This window comes from Halobacteriovorax sp. GB3, from assembly GCF_028649655.1.
Classification (GTDB): Bacteria; Bdellovibrionota; Bacteriovoracia; order Bacteriovoracales; family Bacteriovoracaceae; genus BSW11-IV.
Genome location: NZ_JAQSLN010000004.1, coordinates 284,092 through 300,101 on the forward strand (window position 1 = coordinate 284,092; position 16,010 = coordinate 300,101).

The following is a 16,010-nucleotide window of genomic DNA, read 5'->3' on the forward strand; positions in this document are numbered from 1 at the left end:
GGGCTTCAAATAATGGAGCTTAAAGCACAGGATTCGGGGGTCACAAAATGAAAACTCTAACCAAGTTCTTCAATCCTATTTTTAACCAATCCCACAGTATCGCTCATTATGAGGTTATTGAAAATGAGACACTGAAAAACAGTGATCTTAAGGGGTTAAGTATTTCTGGTTCTCTCTTCTCTCTCACAACCTTTGTAAATGTGACTTTCGAATCTTGTGTCTTTTATGGAAGTGTTATTAAGAATTCGACGTTTTCAAATTGCAATTTCATTGATTGCAGATTCGAATTCTGTGAAATTACTGAAACAGATTTCCGCGGAACGAGCTTTCAAAATTGTTCTTGGGACTTCAGTCCAATCCGCGGCAACTTCTTCATGTTCTGCGATCTAGACGGCAAGACGACGTTTTTTGCAGGAAAAGAAGAAAATGAAATGATTTCATGTCGTTGCAACGAAGCCGTGACATGGGAAGAGGCGCTTGCTCCAACTGTTGAAGAGGTAAGTACTGAAAAACATTACGACAACCTCTCAGATTATCTCGGAGACAAGACGCGCACAATCTTAACTATGTTTAAAATTGCAGCTTGAAATACTGGCGAAAGTATCGGTCACATTGCCTCAAGGAATATGAATGCCAGAGACAAATCATTGAAATTAGAGGCAACTTATCTATTCCAGCACTGAATCATGGAGTGATTCTCTGGACAACTCAACGCCCTATCTGAAGATTTGCACCATGAAACTTGGTGCAAATCCCTCCCTCTTAAAGGAGAGCAAGGCAATGAAAGTATTTATCTACTCCAGTATTCTCTTGTTATTGCAAATAATTCTCATTAAAGAAGCTGTTGCTTCACAACATATCAATCTAACCCCAGTTAAGTCTGGTAATCTAAAGATGGGCCTATCCATTTCAAGACCTCATGAATTTCTTAACGCCTTGGAAACAGGAGATGCCACTTCTCTCACTGATTTCGCTGATTTTCTCTATGATGATTTAAAAGTTGGTGGAGGTATTGTTCTCATTTATCAATGGTAAGTAACCTATAAATATAACGAGGGGGCTTACGCCCACTCAGCTTTTCCATTACACTGCGGCCATGGAAAATATATTTATTCTCTTCTACACCAATTCAGAAAATATCAAACACTTAAAAGAAGAGATTAAGCTTCGCTATCCTTTCTTAAGGCCAAGCTTTTCTTATCAAAATCTTTTAAGTTTTAAGTCGGATAAAAATTTCAAGTTAGATAGCATCTTTCAAATTAATCCTGTCTTTGCTCGACGAGTTTCACTATTTATCGAAAAGACCACATCTTATGAAGTATTGCCAACAGACCATTTTGTAGATTTCGAAAATCATCCAACGGGAAAGCCTGCAACTGAAGTAGGTCAAAAAGTGAGAACGATCTATAAAATAAAAGAGAACTACTGGATCACCGAGCATATCCATAGTAATAAATTAAGTCCTTTTCCTGTTAGTGACCCATGTCTTATTCAACCTGAAGAAGCTCCTTCAAGGGCCTATTTAAAAATTGCTGAAGCAACAATGAGAACAGGTGAATCTTTAAAGAATAAAACAGTTCTAGAATTGGGAAGTTCACCAGGCGGAGCGAGTTACTTTCTCACAACTGAAGGTGCAAAGGTTTATGGAGTCGATCCAGCAGAAATGGACTCTTCTGTTTTAGAATCTCCCCTTTTCACTCATATACATAAAAGTGTTCAAACAGTTAACAAAAGAGACATCCGCCTAGGAAAAGGGATTTCAATCATAGCTAATGATATGAACCTTCCATTTGAACAATCTTTAAATGAGACTCTACGAATGGCCGAGATGATTGGTGATGATCTTGAAACGGTCTATTTAACTATTAAATTACCAAAGCCTTTTATGGTGAAGTTTATAAAAGGCCATATTGATAAAGCAAGGAAAGCGGGTTTTAAGAAAGTACAAGGAATGTCATTGGTATCACATCGAAACGAATACCTTCTCTTAATGAGAAGAAAGTAGAACGAAATGAAATTAACATTCAGTCTCGTTATTCTTTTTTTAAGCTTATGCTCGTTTGCCGGCCTTATCAGTGAAAAAGACTGTCAGTTTTTCTACGATGACCCTTATGAGACCTTTTCTAGAGTTCCAAAAGGAAAGTATAAAGGTGTTTGTCTCGACCTTGAAAAAAGAAGAAATTTAAAGCGTGTCACAAATAATCAAGACTCACTTGTCATTGCAAACTTTCTTCACGAAGGAAAGTACTGGAAAGCATCAATTCCTAATGGCAATATCTTCAAAAGAGTTATCTTACAAGTAGAGTTTTTTCCACCAGAATGGATAGCCGCTCATACTCAGATGAGATTCGATCTCAAAGAAGGAAAACAAATTACTTTAGAGGGACAGAATGAGACAAATAAAGGTGAGATCCTACATCTTAGTTCTCTCATTATTTCATTCGAAGCCCTCAAATCGATTAAGGGAGAGAAATACAGCCTCTTTCGTGGACTCATGGATCGCTATGCTCTTTCGGCCAGAATGTTCTCCTTAAAGACGGCCTACAACCATATTGTAATAAAGAAGAAACACAAAAACCAACAACTTCTTTTAAGCTTTAATGATAAGCAAGTTAGAACGTTGTTTGATTATTATGTTGATCGAGCAAATAGAAACTCAAATCATAAGGAAATGTATAATACATTAAAAAATAATTGTACGACAGAGATCTATGATGGTCTTCAATTTGTGAGAAGAATGCCAAAATTAACGCTAGATATTTTTGGAAAAGAAATCCCTCTTATAAGAAAGAAGCACTTCCTCTCGTTTCTTCCCGTAACTGCTAGAAAACATCTCGTTAAAAGAGAAATTTTAAAGGATATTCTCTTACCACTTGAAAAAGAGGTTCTCCCATTCTAGGAGAACCTCACACAGACAATTATAAACATTCTTCAACAGGTAAAGTTCCAATTGATTTCGTAGCAAAGTGTTTAAAAGGTACACCACGTATTTCTAGTTCTACTTTCTCTTCAAGACTTCTAAAACATTGTTCGTCATGTTTTTCAAATACTTCAGTTAGAATGATACGAACATCTGTTTTCACAAGATCTTCTCCGTTAATAATGATGTCCAAAGGACTTCTTCCTGGTCGATCAAGATCAGGATTGGCACAAGCTCCAGCAGTTACACACGGTCCAAGGTTTTCAGCATTTGAATGATCTAAAACAGCAAGCCATCGTAGGCTTGGGACATTAAGTTTTAATTCACTAAAACCGTACCCAATTTCCGAACATCTCACATTTTCTTCAGTTACCTTAACCATGATTGGTGTTGTCACATCCTTAAGAACTCGCTCTGTTCTTTGTGCAAATGTAAGTGTTGGTAAAATTCCTAGCATGATAACAGAAAACATAATTTTTTTCATAGTTCCTCCCCTTTCTGTAGGACTAAATTATCTTTTCTGATAAATTAAATAAAATTATTAAAATCTATTTTTACCATAGGATTTTTTTATGTTACCGAGCCACAACGAAATCACCTATTTTTTAAAACTAGCAAATGTAAAGAATATTTCTAAGGCGTCTAAAGTTCTAGGAGTCAGTCAGCCCACTTTAACGATGGCCATGCAAAAACTTGAAAATAGTCTTCAGGTAACTCTCTTTCATCGTCATAAAAAGGGAATTACTTTGACTAAGGCCGGTGAAAAGTTTCGTTTAAAAGCTCGTGACTTAATTGAGAATTGGAATAATCTCTACAATGAAACACGTGAACTCGACAGTGCTCCCATTGGCCAATACAAGTTTGGGCTTCATAGAAGTGTTGGCCTTTACATGCTACCTCTTTTTTTTCCTAAGTTATCGCGAGCCTATCCCGATTTAGAATTAATTATCAATCACGATTTATCACGTCACATATGTGAATCAATCATTACGTTTGATCTCGATCTTGGACTTGTTATTAATCCTACAAAACACCCTGATCTTATTCTGCAGAAGGTTCTCGATGATGAAGTAACACTCTTTGTAAAATCAAAGGGGAAAATTCAAAAGAATCTCATTTACGATTCCCATTTAATACAATCACAAGAACTACTTAAAAGACTAAAAAAATCCGAATACAAAAACTATAAGCATATTCATCTTTCTAGTTTAGAGAATATTACGAAATTGTGTGAAACAGGAGCAGGGATTGCTCTTTTACCTAAGAGAGTTGCAACCTGTATATCTGGAACGAAAATAAGGCCACTCAATGATGTGCCGTTTTTTAAAGATGAACTCTATCTTGCTTATCGCTTAGAAAATAAAAATCTACCAGCGATTCAAGCAATTAAAGAAACAATATTAGCTTCCCTTTCGAAAGAAACATCCTAGTGATTCTTTATTTCGTCTCGATGCCTGAAGGACCATATAACCGACTTCTACGGCATTACGAATACCGATTAATTCATCGGTAAGAACACATTTCTTATAGAATTTTCCAATCTCATCGAGAAGTTCGTGAAACATCGCATTTGCTCGTCCAAGACGATCATTTGATCTTGTCAGACCGACATAGTTCCACATCGTTTGTTTCAGTGTTAACCAGTCTTGATGTAAAAGTGCACGATCTGTTTTCTTTACTCCATCTTGCCAGTCTTTGATATCGAAGGCCTGGTAAAGCTCTACTTTCCCAATCTTTTCTAAGATATTTTCTGCAGCGATATAGCCAAATGTTAGACCTTCAAGGAGTGAAGTCGATGCAAGGCGATTGGCACCATGAAGGCCAGTACAAGCAACCTCACCAACAGCATAGAGATTTTCTAGAGAGGTTCTTCCATCGAGGTCAGTTTTTACTCCACCACAAGTGTAATGAGCAGCAGGAACAACAGGAATTGGCTTCTTAGTAATATCAATTCCATTTTCTAAGCAGTGATCATAAATTGTTGGAAAACGGTTTTTCAACCAATCAGCATCTTTATGTGAAATATCGAGGTAAACACATTCATGCTTAGTCTCAATGGTCTCTTCTAAGATCGCCCTAGCAACAACATCTCTTGGTGCAAGCTCTAGGTCTGGATGATAGTTTTCCATAAACCTTTCACCATTACAGTTAAAAAGAACTCCCCCCTCACCTCTAACAGCTTCAGAAATAAGAAAACGCCTGTGAGATGAACTATTATAAAAAGTCGTTGGGTGGAATTGAATGAATTCCATATCAGTTAAAACTGCTCCGGCCCTTTTGGCCATGGCGTGTCCATCACCTCTCGCCCCTTCAGAGTTAGAGTGGTGTAGATAAATAGAGCCAATTCCACCAGTTGCAAGTACTGTATACTTTGAGATGGCCTTGCAAACTTCTTTGGTTTCTTGGTTATAGAGATAAGCTCCTACAACTTTGAGATCTTCATATCTCTGTTGAATACGAACACCGTGGTGAAGAGGTGTTAATAAATCAATTGCCGTATGCTTTGTTAAAATTGAGACATTTGGAAAACGAGACTTATCTTTCAAATAATTCAATAGAGATGTTTGGATCGCCTTTCCAGTAAAGTCACCTTGATAGAGAATACGATCTTTTGAATGAGCTGCTTCTCTTGTGAACTTGAGCTTTCCATTTTCTTCGCGTTCAAAATTTGTTTTTGCTTTATCAATGAGAATATCTTCGAGAATGCGACCAGATCTTTCAGTAAGTCTTTTGGCCGCTTTTAGATTTGATGAATTTGCCGATGCTTTTAAAATATCTTTAATCAATGAATCATCACTGGCTGGAGAATAAATGATTCCCCCCTGGGCCCAATAGGTATTTGTAACATTGGGATCACTCTCCCTCGTAACAAGACCAACTCGAATTCCAGTTTCAGCAAGTTTTGTCGCAGTCGAAAGTCCCGCAATTCCTGTTCCAATAATTAAAACATCAAAGCTATATTCATTCATATAATTCTCTTATCTTCTTATCATTCTTATCGATGATATTTTAATGAAACATCTACACTTGGAGCTCCATAAGTTAAGGCCCCAACACTAATGGCATCAAGGCCATCAATAAGATATTCATTTAAATTAGATAAGCGAATTCCTCCTGAGACTTCAAAAGTCACGCCAGAAGGCTTCTTAGCTACTGCTTGCTCAATCATCTCAGGTGTAAAGTTATCAAGCATTATGTGACGAATACCAAGTGAAAGTACATCATCAAGTTCATCCATGTTGTGAACTTCAACTTCAATCGGTGTATAGAAGCCTTTCATCGATTGAAAAAATTCAACAGCTTGCTTCACGCCACCAAAAAAACTTTTATGATTATCTTTTACCATCCATAGATCAGTTTGACCTAGGCGGTGATTGTGTCCTCCACCAATACGAACAGCATATTTTTCAAGTGAACGATGTCCTGGAGTTGTTTTTCTCGTATCTAAAATAGAGACACCTTTTTCTTTTGCAATCTCAACAAATTGATTCGTATAAGTTGCAATACTTGATGCTTGCTGTAGTAGGTTAAGAGCTATACGCTCGCCTGTTAAAGCAATTGAAAAAGGAAGTTCAAATTTAATTTCAGCTTTTTCTGATTTTAAAAACTTCTTTCCTTCATATTGTTCAAATGCTTCAAGCTTAAGATTTTCAGCTCCTAAATAACGAAACGCCTCTACGAAATAAGGAAGACCTGCCAAGATCATGTCATCTTTAATTTTAAGAGAACATTGCACCATATCTTTTGGTAAGCTCGACGTATAAAAAATATTTCTAGCGAGATCGTCTTCAGAAAAATAAAGCTCTAAATCCTTTCTAAGCGCCGTTGCAATAAGCATATTATTCATTGTGATTCCTTTATTGTTGGACCTCAACATATACCACTAATGAACTCATTGTGTTAAGTCTTTGACCCACAGTGACATACATCTTAATTTTTAATTACTTAGAGAACTCTTATTTTTCAACGGCTTGCCTATAAAAGGCATGGCCAGATATTGTTTTGTCTTCTCACTTTCTCTCTTATTTTTAATACTCTTCACTGAAAGAAAGCCCTTCTCATATACATGGAGAGGCACAAAACAAGTTACCCTTTTAACGAATCTAACGAGTAATGAATTGTCTAAGTCATTTTTAAACGCAATTCTCCTAGGAGATAAGAAAAGCTTTCCAAGAGCATTAAAAAAGAAGTTTCAAAACCTAGGCCTTCTTCATCTCTTAACTCCCTCTGGTCTTCATTTAAGTTCTCTTATACTATTTCTAAGCTTTATTCTTAGAAAATTTACTAAGTCACATCGAATAAAGAACACTGTCATTGGTCTTTGTCTTTCCTCTGTTTTCTTTTTCCCAAAACTCTACTCATTAAAACGAATGGGTATTTTCTATCTTCTTTCAAAGTCACTTGGTAGCAAGTTTCAAAATCTCGATTTATGGTATTCCTTTTTAGCCACTATGCTAATCGACTTACTCGTTGGAAGTTTTCGCTACTCTCCACTTAGTTTCACTTATAGCTTCCTATTCTTTGGTTCCATTATGGCCTTAAAGGATAAGAATTTTCTTATCTTGCCTTCTCTTTATTTGGGGCAAATGATTATCTCTTACTTCCAATTTGAGAGTATCTATCTTCTAGGACCATTATTTGGCTTTGCTCTAACCTCTCTGTTTACATTACTCTTTCCTCTCATTCTCATTTTGTTACCACTAGGTTATTTCAACTACTTTTTCAGTGAATATCTTATAAAAATATTTCTCTCACTCGTTCATCTTTCAAATTCTCTGGCCACTGAAGGACCTAAGTTTTTTGCAAGTACAATTATCATTATCTGTGTGTTTCAAATGATTCGAACGAGGAGACCTGGCTGGGTTCTGGTTCTCCTATTCTTCCAGACCCAGCCTCTTTTAAATGCTCCAAAAAGCACTTATAGAAAGACTCCTCATAATAATGACTATGTTCTTAAACCAGCAAGTGACATGACTCATTTAAAGAGAACAAGAAGAGGATATAAGAGTTGGCATCCCTATCTTATTGTATGCAACAACGTTCTTTATCAGTATCACTATGAAAGAAAATGTAGGATAGAAAATAAAGACCCACCAAAGAGGTGGGCCTTATAAAAGAAAATTTTAGTAAGATAGAAGTTTTTTAAGCTCTTCATACACATCACTAACTTGAGGAAGAAGATAATCCTCAGAAGTCGGACAATATGCAATGTGAGAGTCTTTAGCAGCAACACGAAGAATTGGAGCATCGAGCGCTTCAAAACACTCTTCGTTCACTCTTGCTGCAATTTCTCCAGCGAAACCTGAAGTCTTCGTCTCTTCGTGACAAACAAGAAGTCTATTTGTCTTAGAAAGAGATTCTTTAATCGCATCCATATCAAAAGGAGCAAGAGTTCTAAGGTCGATAACTTCAATAGTTTTACCAGTCTCTTCCTCTACTTTTTTAGCAGCATCAATTGATTTTTGAACAAGGGCTCCCCAAGCAACAACAGTAGCGTCACTACCTTGCTTACAGATTCTCGCTTTACCAAAAGGAATCATATACTCCTCTCCTGGATCAGCAGTTCTGTTATAACCTTGGTAGTAAAGGTGTTTGTGCTCTAGAAACATAACAGGGTCATCACAACGAATTGCCGTTCTAAGAAGACCTGCAGCATCAGCAGCATTTGATGGGAAGACAACGCGAACACCTGGAATGTGAGTGTAAAGAGATTCACCACATTGCGAGTGATACATTGCTCCACCTCTTAGGTATCCTCCGATTGGAACACGGACAACCATTGGTGATTTAAAGTCTCCACCAGAGCGGTAACGAGTTGTCGCCATCTCGTTTTTAAGTTGCATATAAGCTGTCCAGATATAGTCAAAGAATTGAATCTCTACAACTGGCTTAAGTCCTCTCATTGACATACCAATGGCACGACCAACAATGTTGGCTTCAGCAAGTGGTGAGTTGAAAACTTGTCCTTCTTTTGAAGCTCTTTGAACTCCAGAAGAAACCTTAAATACTCCACCCTTTCCTTTAAGGTCTGGATTGTCGAGTTTTTCAAGTTGCGAGAAGTCTGCAACATCTTCACCAAACATTCTTAAGAATGGGTTCTTAGAGAACTCACTTTTTAGAACTGAGTTGATAGCAGAGGCCATTGGAACATCATCTTTTCCTTCAAATGTTCCTGCAACATCAAATTCTGAAGAAGTAGGATCAACATCTTCTGAGTATAGGTGTTTCATCGAATCTTCTGGCTTTGGCCATTCAGTATCAATTGCACGCTTCATTTCTTCTCTAACATGAGTTGAAACTTCCGCAAGAAGTTCTTCAACTTCTGTTTCGCTCATAACTCCACCTTCAACAAGTGTCTTTGGATAAGAGTTAAAAACATCAATTTCTTTTTCCTCTGCAAGCTCTTCAGAAGTTCTATACATAGATTGATCATCAGAGAGAGAGTGAGAATAAGGTCTCGTTACGTGAGAGTGAAGAAGGACTGGTCCCTTTCCACTTCTAATATGCTTCGCTGCTTTTTCGAAAGCTTCATAAGATTCGATTGGGCAGTTACCATCACATTCAATAACTTTTAATCCAGGGAATTCATCAAGTGCTTTTGAAATCGATCCACCTGGAGTTTGAACAAATGTTGGAGTTGAAATAGCGTAACCGTTATCTTCAACGTGAAAGAGTACTGGTAGTTTGTTAACACAAGCAGTAGTCATTGCTTCCCAGAATTCACCTTGAGATGTTGTTCCATCACCACATGAAGTATAAACAACTTCTTGATCTTCTAATTTGAAGTTTGAAACATCAACACCATCAGTGTCTCTAAGCTTTTGAAGGAAAAGTCCCGCTTCAGCAACACCACATGCTTGAAGAAATTGTGTTCCAGTACAAGAAGACTTTTGAACGATATTAAGGTTTACGTTACCCCAGTGAGCTGGCATCTGACGCCCGTGAGTTGCTGTATCACCAATATTTCCATTGGCCTGACAAAGCATTTCGTAAGCCGTTACACCAAGTCCTGTACAAAGAGCGCGGTCTCTATAATATGGAATAAACCAGTCGTGTTTTGGTTTTAAAACTTTTGCTGCAGCAGTTAGAACACCTTCGTGTCCAGCACCTGAAATTTGGAAGAAGGCAACTGATTGCTTCTTCATTGTGATCTCAGCGTCATCTAACTTACGCGAAAGAAAGATATTTCTAAGCATATCTTTGAGATCATCGTTTGAAAGCTTTAGCTTCTTAGCTAGCTTCATCTTTTTTTCAATCAATTTTGCACGTGATTCTTTTTTTGCTTTCATTGATTTTCCTTTAGTTTTATCGAGCATAGGAAATCCTCAAGTAGATAGTGTTGTTCTTTGAAAAATGCTAGGAAACATTACCCAAACAACAGGCATTTGTCTAAATTTTGCTATGCGCGAGGCGACATGTTCAGAAGGGGAATCGAATGATTTTAAGGACTTCTAGAATCCTGAGGAAATAGTCATTGAGAAACGGCGATCCTCTGTGCCCTCATAGTCTTCATCACTATTTTCAACAGCATATGTTGTGAGATCGAATTCGAGTTTTCTTGTTTTAATTCCAAGGCCTGCTGAACCAAATCCATCACCGTAACCAAACCTTAGAAAGAATGTACGAGCAATATCGAGCTCAGATCCAAGAGTTAATTTTCTCTTTGTACTAACACCTTCATACTCTGAACCAAAGTCTTTCCAGTTTACTTCCCAGTGCCAACGAATTAATTTTCCAATTTGCGGTGTCACAGAAAAGCCTAAGTCCATTGAATTGAGGATTTTATCTGGTTTACCTTTTCCACTAGCATTACCAAAGTCCTGTTCTGTTGCATTGTGCATATTCGCAGCAAACGTTGGTAACCATTGAACAGGAAGAGTTAACTTAACCCCACTGTTAATGATCGCAGCAGAACCTTTATAATAATCAGCTTCACCAAGTTCTATTGTAATGTCAGGGTCCGATTCACCTAAGGACTCTTTTCTCATAAGCCATGTCACGGAACTTCCAATTTTAAAGACACCGCCAAAGAGAGAAACGTTGATACCAACGTAAGGTCCATGATCTCTTCTCCATGCGTACTTAAATTGAGAGCCAGTCTCAGAGCTCAAACTCGCTTTTTGGCGAATCGAAAGAAGGTATCCAAAAGAAATATAGCGTGCTGTAAAATTAGGTAGAAAATTGAAACGTGAATGAGAAATATGACCAGGATTGTCTTTTAAAAGCTGTCTGGTTCCATCAATTGAAAATCCTTTCGTAATATTTCCTGCAGCATCTGTGATGCTTCCACCAGCACCGGTTTTAAGCCATCCCTTATTCACTTCTAAGTGAAGATTACTCAAGTGAAGATGTGGAAAGCGAACTGTTCCTAATCCGGCGGGGTTATAAAACACTGACGAGCTATCATCGACCTTAGCAATATAAGCATTTCCCATGGCAAGAGCTCGCCCCGACGTTGCGAGTTCTGGAAAAACAGCATCTTCAAAATCGAGTGCAAAGGCACTTGAAAAAGTGAGAGAAAGTGCAGTGGAAATAAGGGAGAGGTTTTTCAATAATCTCATCAAGAAAATTATAGGAAAAACCCCCGTTAATTAGTAGTGCGTTATATTTGCCTCTAAAGAAGGCTCTTTTAGAGAATACACTCCGATGGAATTGGTCGGGCATAATTTTCATCAATATAAGACTCGAGAATCTCGAGAGGAACGTACATTCCCTGACTTTCTTTATCAAATAAATGACCTGCAATTCCCATGGATTCGGCCTTCAATACTTCTCTCTCATTCTCTGAGATATAAATACTCGGGCACTCTCCTGCTCTACTTAAAGCTCTTAAAAAAAGAATATCCGCTGGCTTTAATTCATTATTATTCAATGGCAGAAGTATCTCATCAAAAAGGCTCCAATCAAACTGCTCTTTATCATTCCACTTTGATTGAATAAGTGTTTTTAATGTTTGCAGCTTTTCTTCGTAACTCATTCCAAAGGTCTCAGGAATATTGGAAATGATCCCAATGTGAAGCCCCATTTTTCGGAGCGACTCAAGGTAAGCCTTTGCTCCATCAAAATAGTGGAAACCTTTTTTGTCTTTAGTGTTAACAATCGTATCCCCTAAATCAAAAAAGACCCATTGATGGCGAGTGTTTCCTTTAGCGCTCATACTAACAGCACCGGTCATAAGAAAAGTAAGAACTTTTAGATTAATTAGAAGCTTTTTCATCCCCTACTCCTTGAAGATGTTTATCTCTTATAATTATCTCATAATCTCTTTTTTCTACCTTGATTTACATCAGTAAAATTGAACTACTTTTGAAGGATTAAACATGATTGCCCTTGGATTTATAACCGTCCCTTTTGTTCTAATCTCGATTTATTTCTTATCTATTCATTTTCTTTTTAAGAGATATGGACAAAGAGTCCGCGGGAAAATTGTTGGTGTTGAAAAGTATATAAGCCGAACAAATACTTCAAGTTCAAGAACAAGTAGCATTATGTATGCTCCAATTGTATCTTTTGTTTCGAATTCAGGAGAGGAGATTTATGTTCAATCAGGCTCGAAGAATATCATTAATTATCAAATTGGTGATCGTCTCGATATTTTGAGACTTCATCACAATGATCGCCATATTAAGTTTGATAATAAGACACATCTAATCTTTGGAATCATTTTTGGATTTTTTGGATTTGGTGGTCATGCCACTTTTTTATTTTCTAATGAAAATTCAGTTGTAACAAAAGTATTGATAAGTTCATTAATTTTTATTCTTCCTCTTTTATTGAAAAGGATTCTTGTAAAAAAGAGACTCTGGTCAAAAGTGAAGGACTCCTACTATTCAAATACAAAAACGATTAATAAAGATGAGTTAAATGAGAAAGACATTTTCTGGAGTAATCAGGATATATTAAAAGAACAAAAGGCACATTCTAAGATAGGTCTGGCTATCTCTTTTATATTTTTCTTTATTATCTTATTTATCTATAATTTAATTTGGAAAAAACTTTCTTTGAGTTCTAAAGAAGTCGTTACTAAGTTAATTCAAAGTCCAATGCTTCTTACGCAAGAATCAGATCCTCTCATCTTCATTTTTCTATCAGGACTACTCTTCGTTCCGGCTTGTTTATATAGTTTATGGTATTCTTACAAAAGGCTTTAACTACTGAGCAGCTACACCGATTCTTCTCATTTTCAAATAGAGTTCGCGATAAGACTCTTCGATTTCCTTAGCTTCAGTAGAACTTAGATCATAGCCTTCTTTAAGTTTCTGATAATGACCTTTCGTCAATTTTTTAAAATCATCTACAGCAACGATAAGTTCATCTTGTTCGTCAATTATGCGATTAGACCGATCCACAAGACCTTGCGCACTTTGCTGGATATCATCATAGAACATTTTTTTCTTCTCCATAATAACATCAACACTTGCACGATAATGTTTATCTTTATTATATTTTGTCTGATCAAATAGGTTCTTTTCAAGAGGTAGTCCTGGGTGAAACTTTTCACCATGTTCTTTTAGAAGTCTTCTATATTCATAGATATCTTTTGGATTAACATAACGATAATATTTTAAATCGTCTGCAAAGCTAATGGCCGCTGAACCAGTCCTATAATCGAAATCAAGTCTCGTATCTTTAGATTTCTTCGCAACTGCTACAACATTAACAACTTTAGCTGCATTTGTTTTTGTTTGCTCGGCCATGAAGATAGCATCATCAATGGCAACATCCATTGCGCGAGCTTCTTTCTCGAAATTGGGAAGTTTAGGATTCAAATCATTCAAACCTTTTTCAATTGGTTCATCAAAACGAGAAAGTTTTTTAAAGTTCTCTCTCATATCCCAAAATCCTTGGTTCGCAAAATTATATAATTCTTCACTAGACTGATATCTCTTATATCCCGTTTTTCCTAATGACGCTCCATTCTCTGCCTTAAACTCAGAATGATATGGACTTTCATAATTTTCGAAACTTCGCTCTCTTTGGAAATAACGATGTTGAAATTCATGGCGAGTTGTTCCAGCAATCTTCCCTTCATTCAATAAAGGTCCAATGTCACTCATTTTTAGATAAAGCCCTTTCGTTGGATCGTTAATTCCATGAGCGGTTAAAAAGTTTAGGCGATAAGGGTCAAATATTATCTTTAATTCTGAAGGATCTTTGTAATCTAAAACTCTAGCTCCATTTTGTGTTAAATCTTCATCCACACCATTTTCTACAGAGGCGTAATATCTTTTCAAGTTTCCTGTAGCATCATTATTTTGACTTAGAAATTTAATAATTTTTGCACTTGGTATTCCTGCTTCCTCTAGTTGTTCAAATGATAATTCAATAAAAGGTCTCTTGTCCTCCTTATCAAAAGCAACAGTATAAGGAACATCCATCTCTTTAAGAAAAAGCTCATATTCAATAAGAGAATCTCCGTGTAACGAAAGTGCCTCTTTCTTCAATTGATAAAACTTTTCATATCCAAAAGCATTAATTAATTCTGCTGTATCTGAAGGTCTTGGGGATTTTTTTCCAAGGCCCTTCCACGCTATGGAGAATGGGTCATTCTCGTAGAAGTATTCCTCACCCTCATTAATATAATCATGATTAATACTTTCTCTTCTTTTCATTAACTGTACCTCAGAGCTCTGAGCACTTACCATAGGCTTTGCCTTAGCTAATCTAGAGAATCCTGGAGATACAGCATCTAAAAGAGAAAAGTAGCTATTTAATACAAGTGTCTTCTCTCTTTCTGTTAACTTCTCTTGATCAATAATTTGAGAGTGGGCCAATCCTTTATCTAATAAAAGATCGTGATAACTTTTATAAGTTTCATGGGCCCCATAAACTCCAAATCCAATACCACCAGCAATAGTTGCAGCAACAAAAACTCCTCCTGGGATAAAGCTCATTGCAATAAGCCCTCCTCCAGCAAGGAGTAATCCCCAATTGGCATCTGGATTCTCAGGGTTCTCATCAATCATTTTACAATGGGCCATCTGAAAAAGAGCTTGATCGCCATTGTTAATTGACTCCTGATATAGAGAGGTCATAAGGGCCGGATGATTGTGTAACTGATCAATATTGCCATCACACAACTCTTTCATCGAATTATTTATGTCTTTTAGGGCCTGCGCTTCCTTGGCCTCATAATTAAAGGCTAACTTTTTAAGATCATCTTCATTTGTTATTTTCTTCTCATTCTCTTTCAAATAACTATTAATATAGTTGGCGACGTTTCTACCATCTGTAGAGCGATGAAGATCATGTCTAAAGAGAGATTGGTTGTAACTGTGTTTGGAGTCTCCAATTTTATCTGAAAAATGTTTTTCAAGATTCAACTGAAGCTTTGATCTTTTCATCTCACCTGTCGGATATTGAAAAAGATTCTTTCCTCTTTCAAATAATTGTGGAAATTGATTAGAAAGAGCAATGAGTTCGCGATTTAGGCCATAGATTTGTTTTTCTAAATCTCTCTTTTTATCGTAGGCCTCTCTAAGTTTTTCTGCCTCTTGTTGGCTTCTAACATTTCTTGGAAGATAGATAGAATCTTTCTTACTTTTTAATTCTTCAATTTCTTCAAAAACCGATTCAGCAAAAACAGAAGCATTCATTAAAGACTTAACCGCCTCTTGTCTTTTCGTCTCTTCTTTATCAGATAACTTACCGTTCTTTGGAGTAGGATATGAGACCCCAAACTTTGCCAAGCAAGACTTTACTTCTCGATCTAGCCCCACAGGCTTCTCCGTTGGAAAAGATTCGAGTTTCTTTGCATAGAGACTAGAAAGAACAGACAGAGCTCTTTGGGCCATCTTTTTTTCAAGAGATTTGGAATACCCTTCAACATTGTAATCACTAAATTTTTGCGCAAATTCCATTAGATCATTTGCAGAGCTTTCCTCTTTTCTCTCAAGACAAGAAGAGATTTTAGATTGGATGTCTCCATCAACTTTCTTGCAATAAGTTGGAAGTGCATGTGTTTCATTTAATAGGAATGTGAGTACGAATAACGTGGTCGCTCTAGCAATTTTTAACATAGGAATATTATCGGTCATTGCACAGATTTCTCTTAGAAAAATCTCTTAAACAACTGAAATTACATAAACAG

General features: G+C 36.8%; 14 protein-coding genes. 7 read left to right on the forward strand and 7 right to left on the reverse strand.

What is annotated here, in order from left to right; genetic code table 11:
* Window positions 1-47 precede the first annotated feature (47 nt).
* The 4 genes from HBN50_RS14915 (at window position 48) to HBN50_RS14930 (ending at window position 2,899) form a co-directional block, all read left to right on the forward strand.
* Entirely contained in the window at window positions 48-587 is a 540-nt protein-coding gene (locus HBN50_RS14915; protein ID WP_273871334.1) for a pentapeptide repeat-containing protein, read from the forward strand.
* Between the two features lie 193 nt (window positions 588-780).
* On the forward strand, window positions 781-1,035 hold the full coding sequence (locus HBN50_RS14920) for a hypothetical protein (protein ID WP_273871335.1): 255 nt from the start codon (window positions 781-783) through the stop codon (window positions 1,033-1,035).
* 61 nt (window positions 1,036-1,096) lie between these two features.
* Window positions 1,097-2,005 (forward strand): SAM-dependent methyltransferase, encoded by a 909-nt coding sequence (locus tag HBN50_RS14925; RefSeq protein WP_273871337.1) that lies wholly within the window; start codon window positions 1,097-1,099, stop codon window positions 2,003-2,005.
* 6 nt (window positions 2,006-2,011) lie between these two features.
* Window positions 2,012-2,899, forward strand: a complete 888-nt coding sequence (locus HBN50_RS14930; protein WP_273871339.1) for a lipoprotein N-acyltransferase Lnb domain-containing protein — start codon at window positions 2,012-2,014, stop codon at window positions 2,897-2,899.
* A gap of 19 nt (window positions 2,900-2,918) precedes the next feature.
* On the opposite strand, the gene HBN50_RS14935 is transcribed toward HBN50_RS14930, so the two are convergent.
* The gene (locus HBN50_RS14935; RefSeq protein ID WP_273871341.1) at window positions 2,919-3,404 is read right to left on the reverse strand and encodes a hypothetical protein; all 486 of its coding nucleotides are present in this window, start codon (window positions 3,402-3,404) and stop codon (window positions 2,919-2,921) included.
* 88 nt (window positions 3,405-3,492) lie between these two features.
* Here HBN50_RS14935 and HBN50_RS14940 point away from each other — a divergent pair, with 88 nt between their 5' ends.
* Window positions 3,493-4,350 carry a LysR family transcriptional regulator gene (locus HBN50_RS14940; protein WP_273871343.1) on the forward strand — a complete coding sequence of 286 codons (858 nt, stop codon included), beginning with the start codon at window positions 3,493-3,495 and terminating at the stop codon, window positions 4,348-4,350.
* On the opposite strand, the gene nadB is transcribed toward HBN50_RS14940, so the two are convergent.
* Together nadB and nadC are read right to left on the reverse strand one after the other, a co-directional pair.
* Window positions 4,321-5,889 carry an L-aspartate oxidase gene (gene nadB / locus HBN50_RS14945; protein WP_273871346.1) on the reverse strand — a complete coding sequence of 523 codons (1,569 nt, stop codon included), beginning with the start codon at window positions 5,887-5,889 and terminating at the stop codon, window positions 4,321-4,323. The two genes, HBN50_RS14940 and nadB, sit on opposite strands and share 30 nt — an antisense overlap.
* 26 nt (window positions 5,890-5,915) lie before the next feature.
* A complete protein-coding gene (gene nadC, locus HBN50_RS14950; RefSeq protein WP_273871349.1) occupies window positions 5,916-6,767 on the reverse strand; it encodes a carboxylating nicotinate-nucleotide diphosphorylase in 852 nt (283 codons plus the stop codon).
* Between the two features lie 271 nt (window positions 6,768-7,038).
* Here nadC and HBN50_RS14955 point away from each other — a divergent pair, with 271 nt between their 5' ends.
* Window positions 7,039-8,034, forward strand: coding sequence for a ComEC/Rec2 family competence protein (locus HBN50_RS14955; protein WP_273871351.1), 996 nt, complete (start codon window positions 7,039-7,041; stop codon window positions 8,032-8,034).
* Window positions 8,035-8,043: 9 nt separating this feature from the next.
* Here HBN50_RS14955 and HBN50_RS14960 read toward each other — a convergent pair whose 3' ends face one another.
* From HBN50_RS14960 to HBN50_RS14970, 3 genes are all read right to left on the reverse strand, one after another.
* The gene (locus HBN50_RS14960; protein WP_273871352.1) at window positions 8,044-10,236 is read right to left on the reverse strand and encodes an alpha-ketoacid dehydrogenase subunit alpha/beta; all 2,193 of its coding nucleotides are present in this window, start codon (window positions 10,234-10,236) and stop codon (window positions 8,044-8,046) included.
* A gap of 135 nt (window positions 10,237-10,371) precedes the next feature.
* The gene (locus tag HBN50_RS14965) at window positions 10,372-11,481 is read right to left on the reverse strand and encodes a hypothetical protein (protein ID WP_273871354.1); all 1,110 of its coding nucleotides are present in this window, start codon (window positions 11,479-11,481) and stop codon (window positions 10,372-10,374) included.
* A gap of 68 nt (window positions 11,482-11,549) precedes the next feature.
* A complete protein-coding gene (locus tag HBN50_RS14970; protein ID WP_273871356.1) occupies window positions 11,550-12,137 on the reverse strand; it encodes a hypothetical protein in 588 nt (195 codons plus the stop codon).
* Window positions 12,138-12,240: 103 nt separating this feature from the next.
* On the opposite strand from HBN50_RS14970, the gene HBN50_RS14975 reads away from it, so the two are divergent.
* A complete protein-coding gene (locus HBN50_RS14975) occupies window positions 12,241-13,071 on the forward strand; it encodes a DUF3592 domain-containing protein (RefSeq protein ID WP_273871357.1) in 831 nt (276 codons plus the stop codon).
* Here HBN50_RS14975 and HBN50_RS14980 read toward each other — a convergent pair whose 3' ends face one another.
* Window positions 13,072-15,939: a hypothetical protein gene (locus tag HBN50_RS14980; protein WP_273871358.1), complete on the reverse strand. Its 2,868-nt coding sequence runs from the start codon at window positions 15,937-15,939 to the stop codon at window positions 13,072-13,074.
* Window positions 15,940-16,010 lie beyond the last annotated feature (71 nt).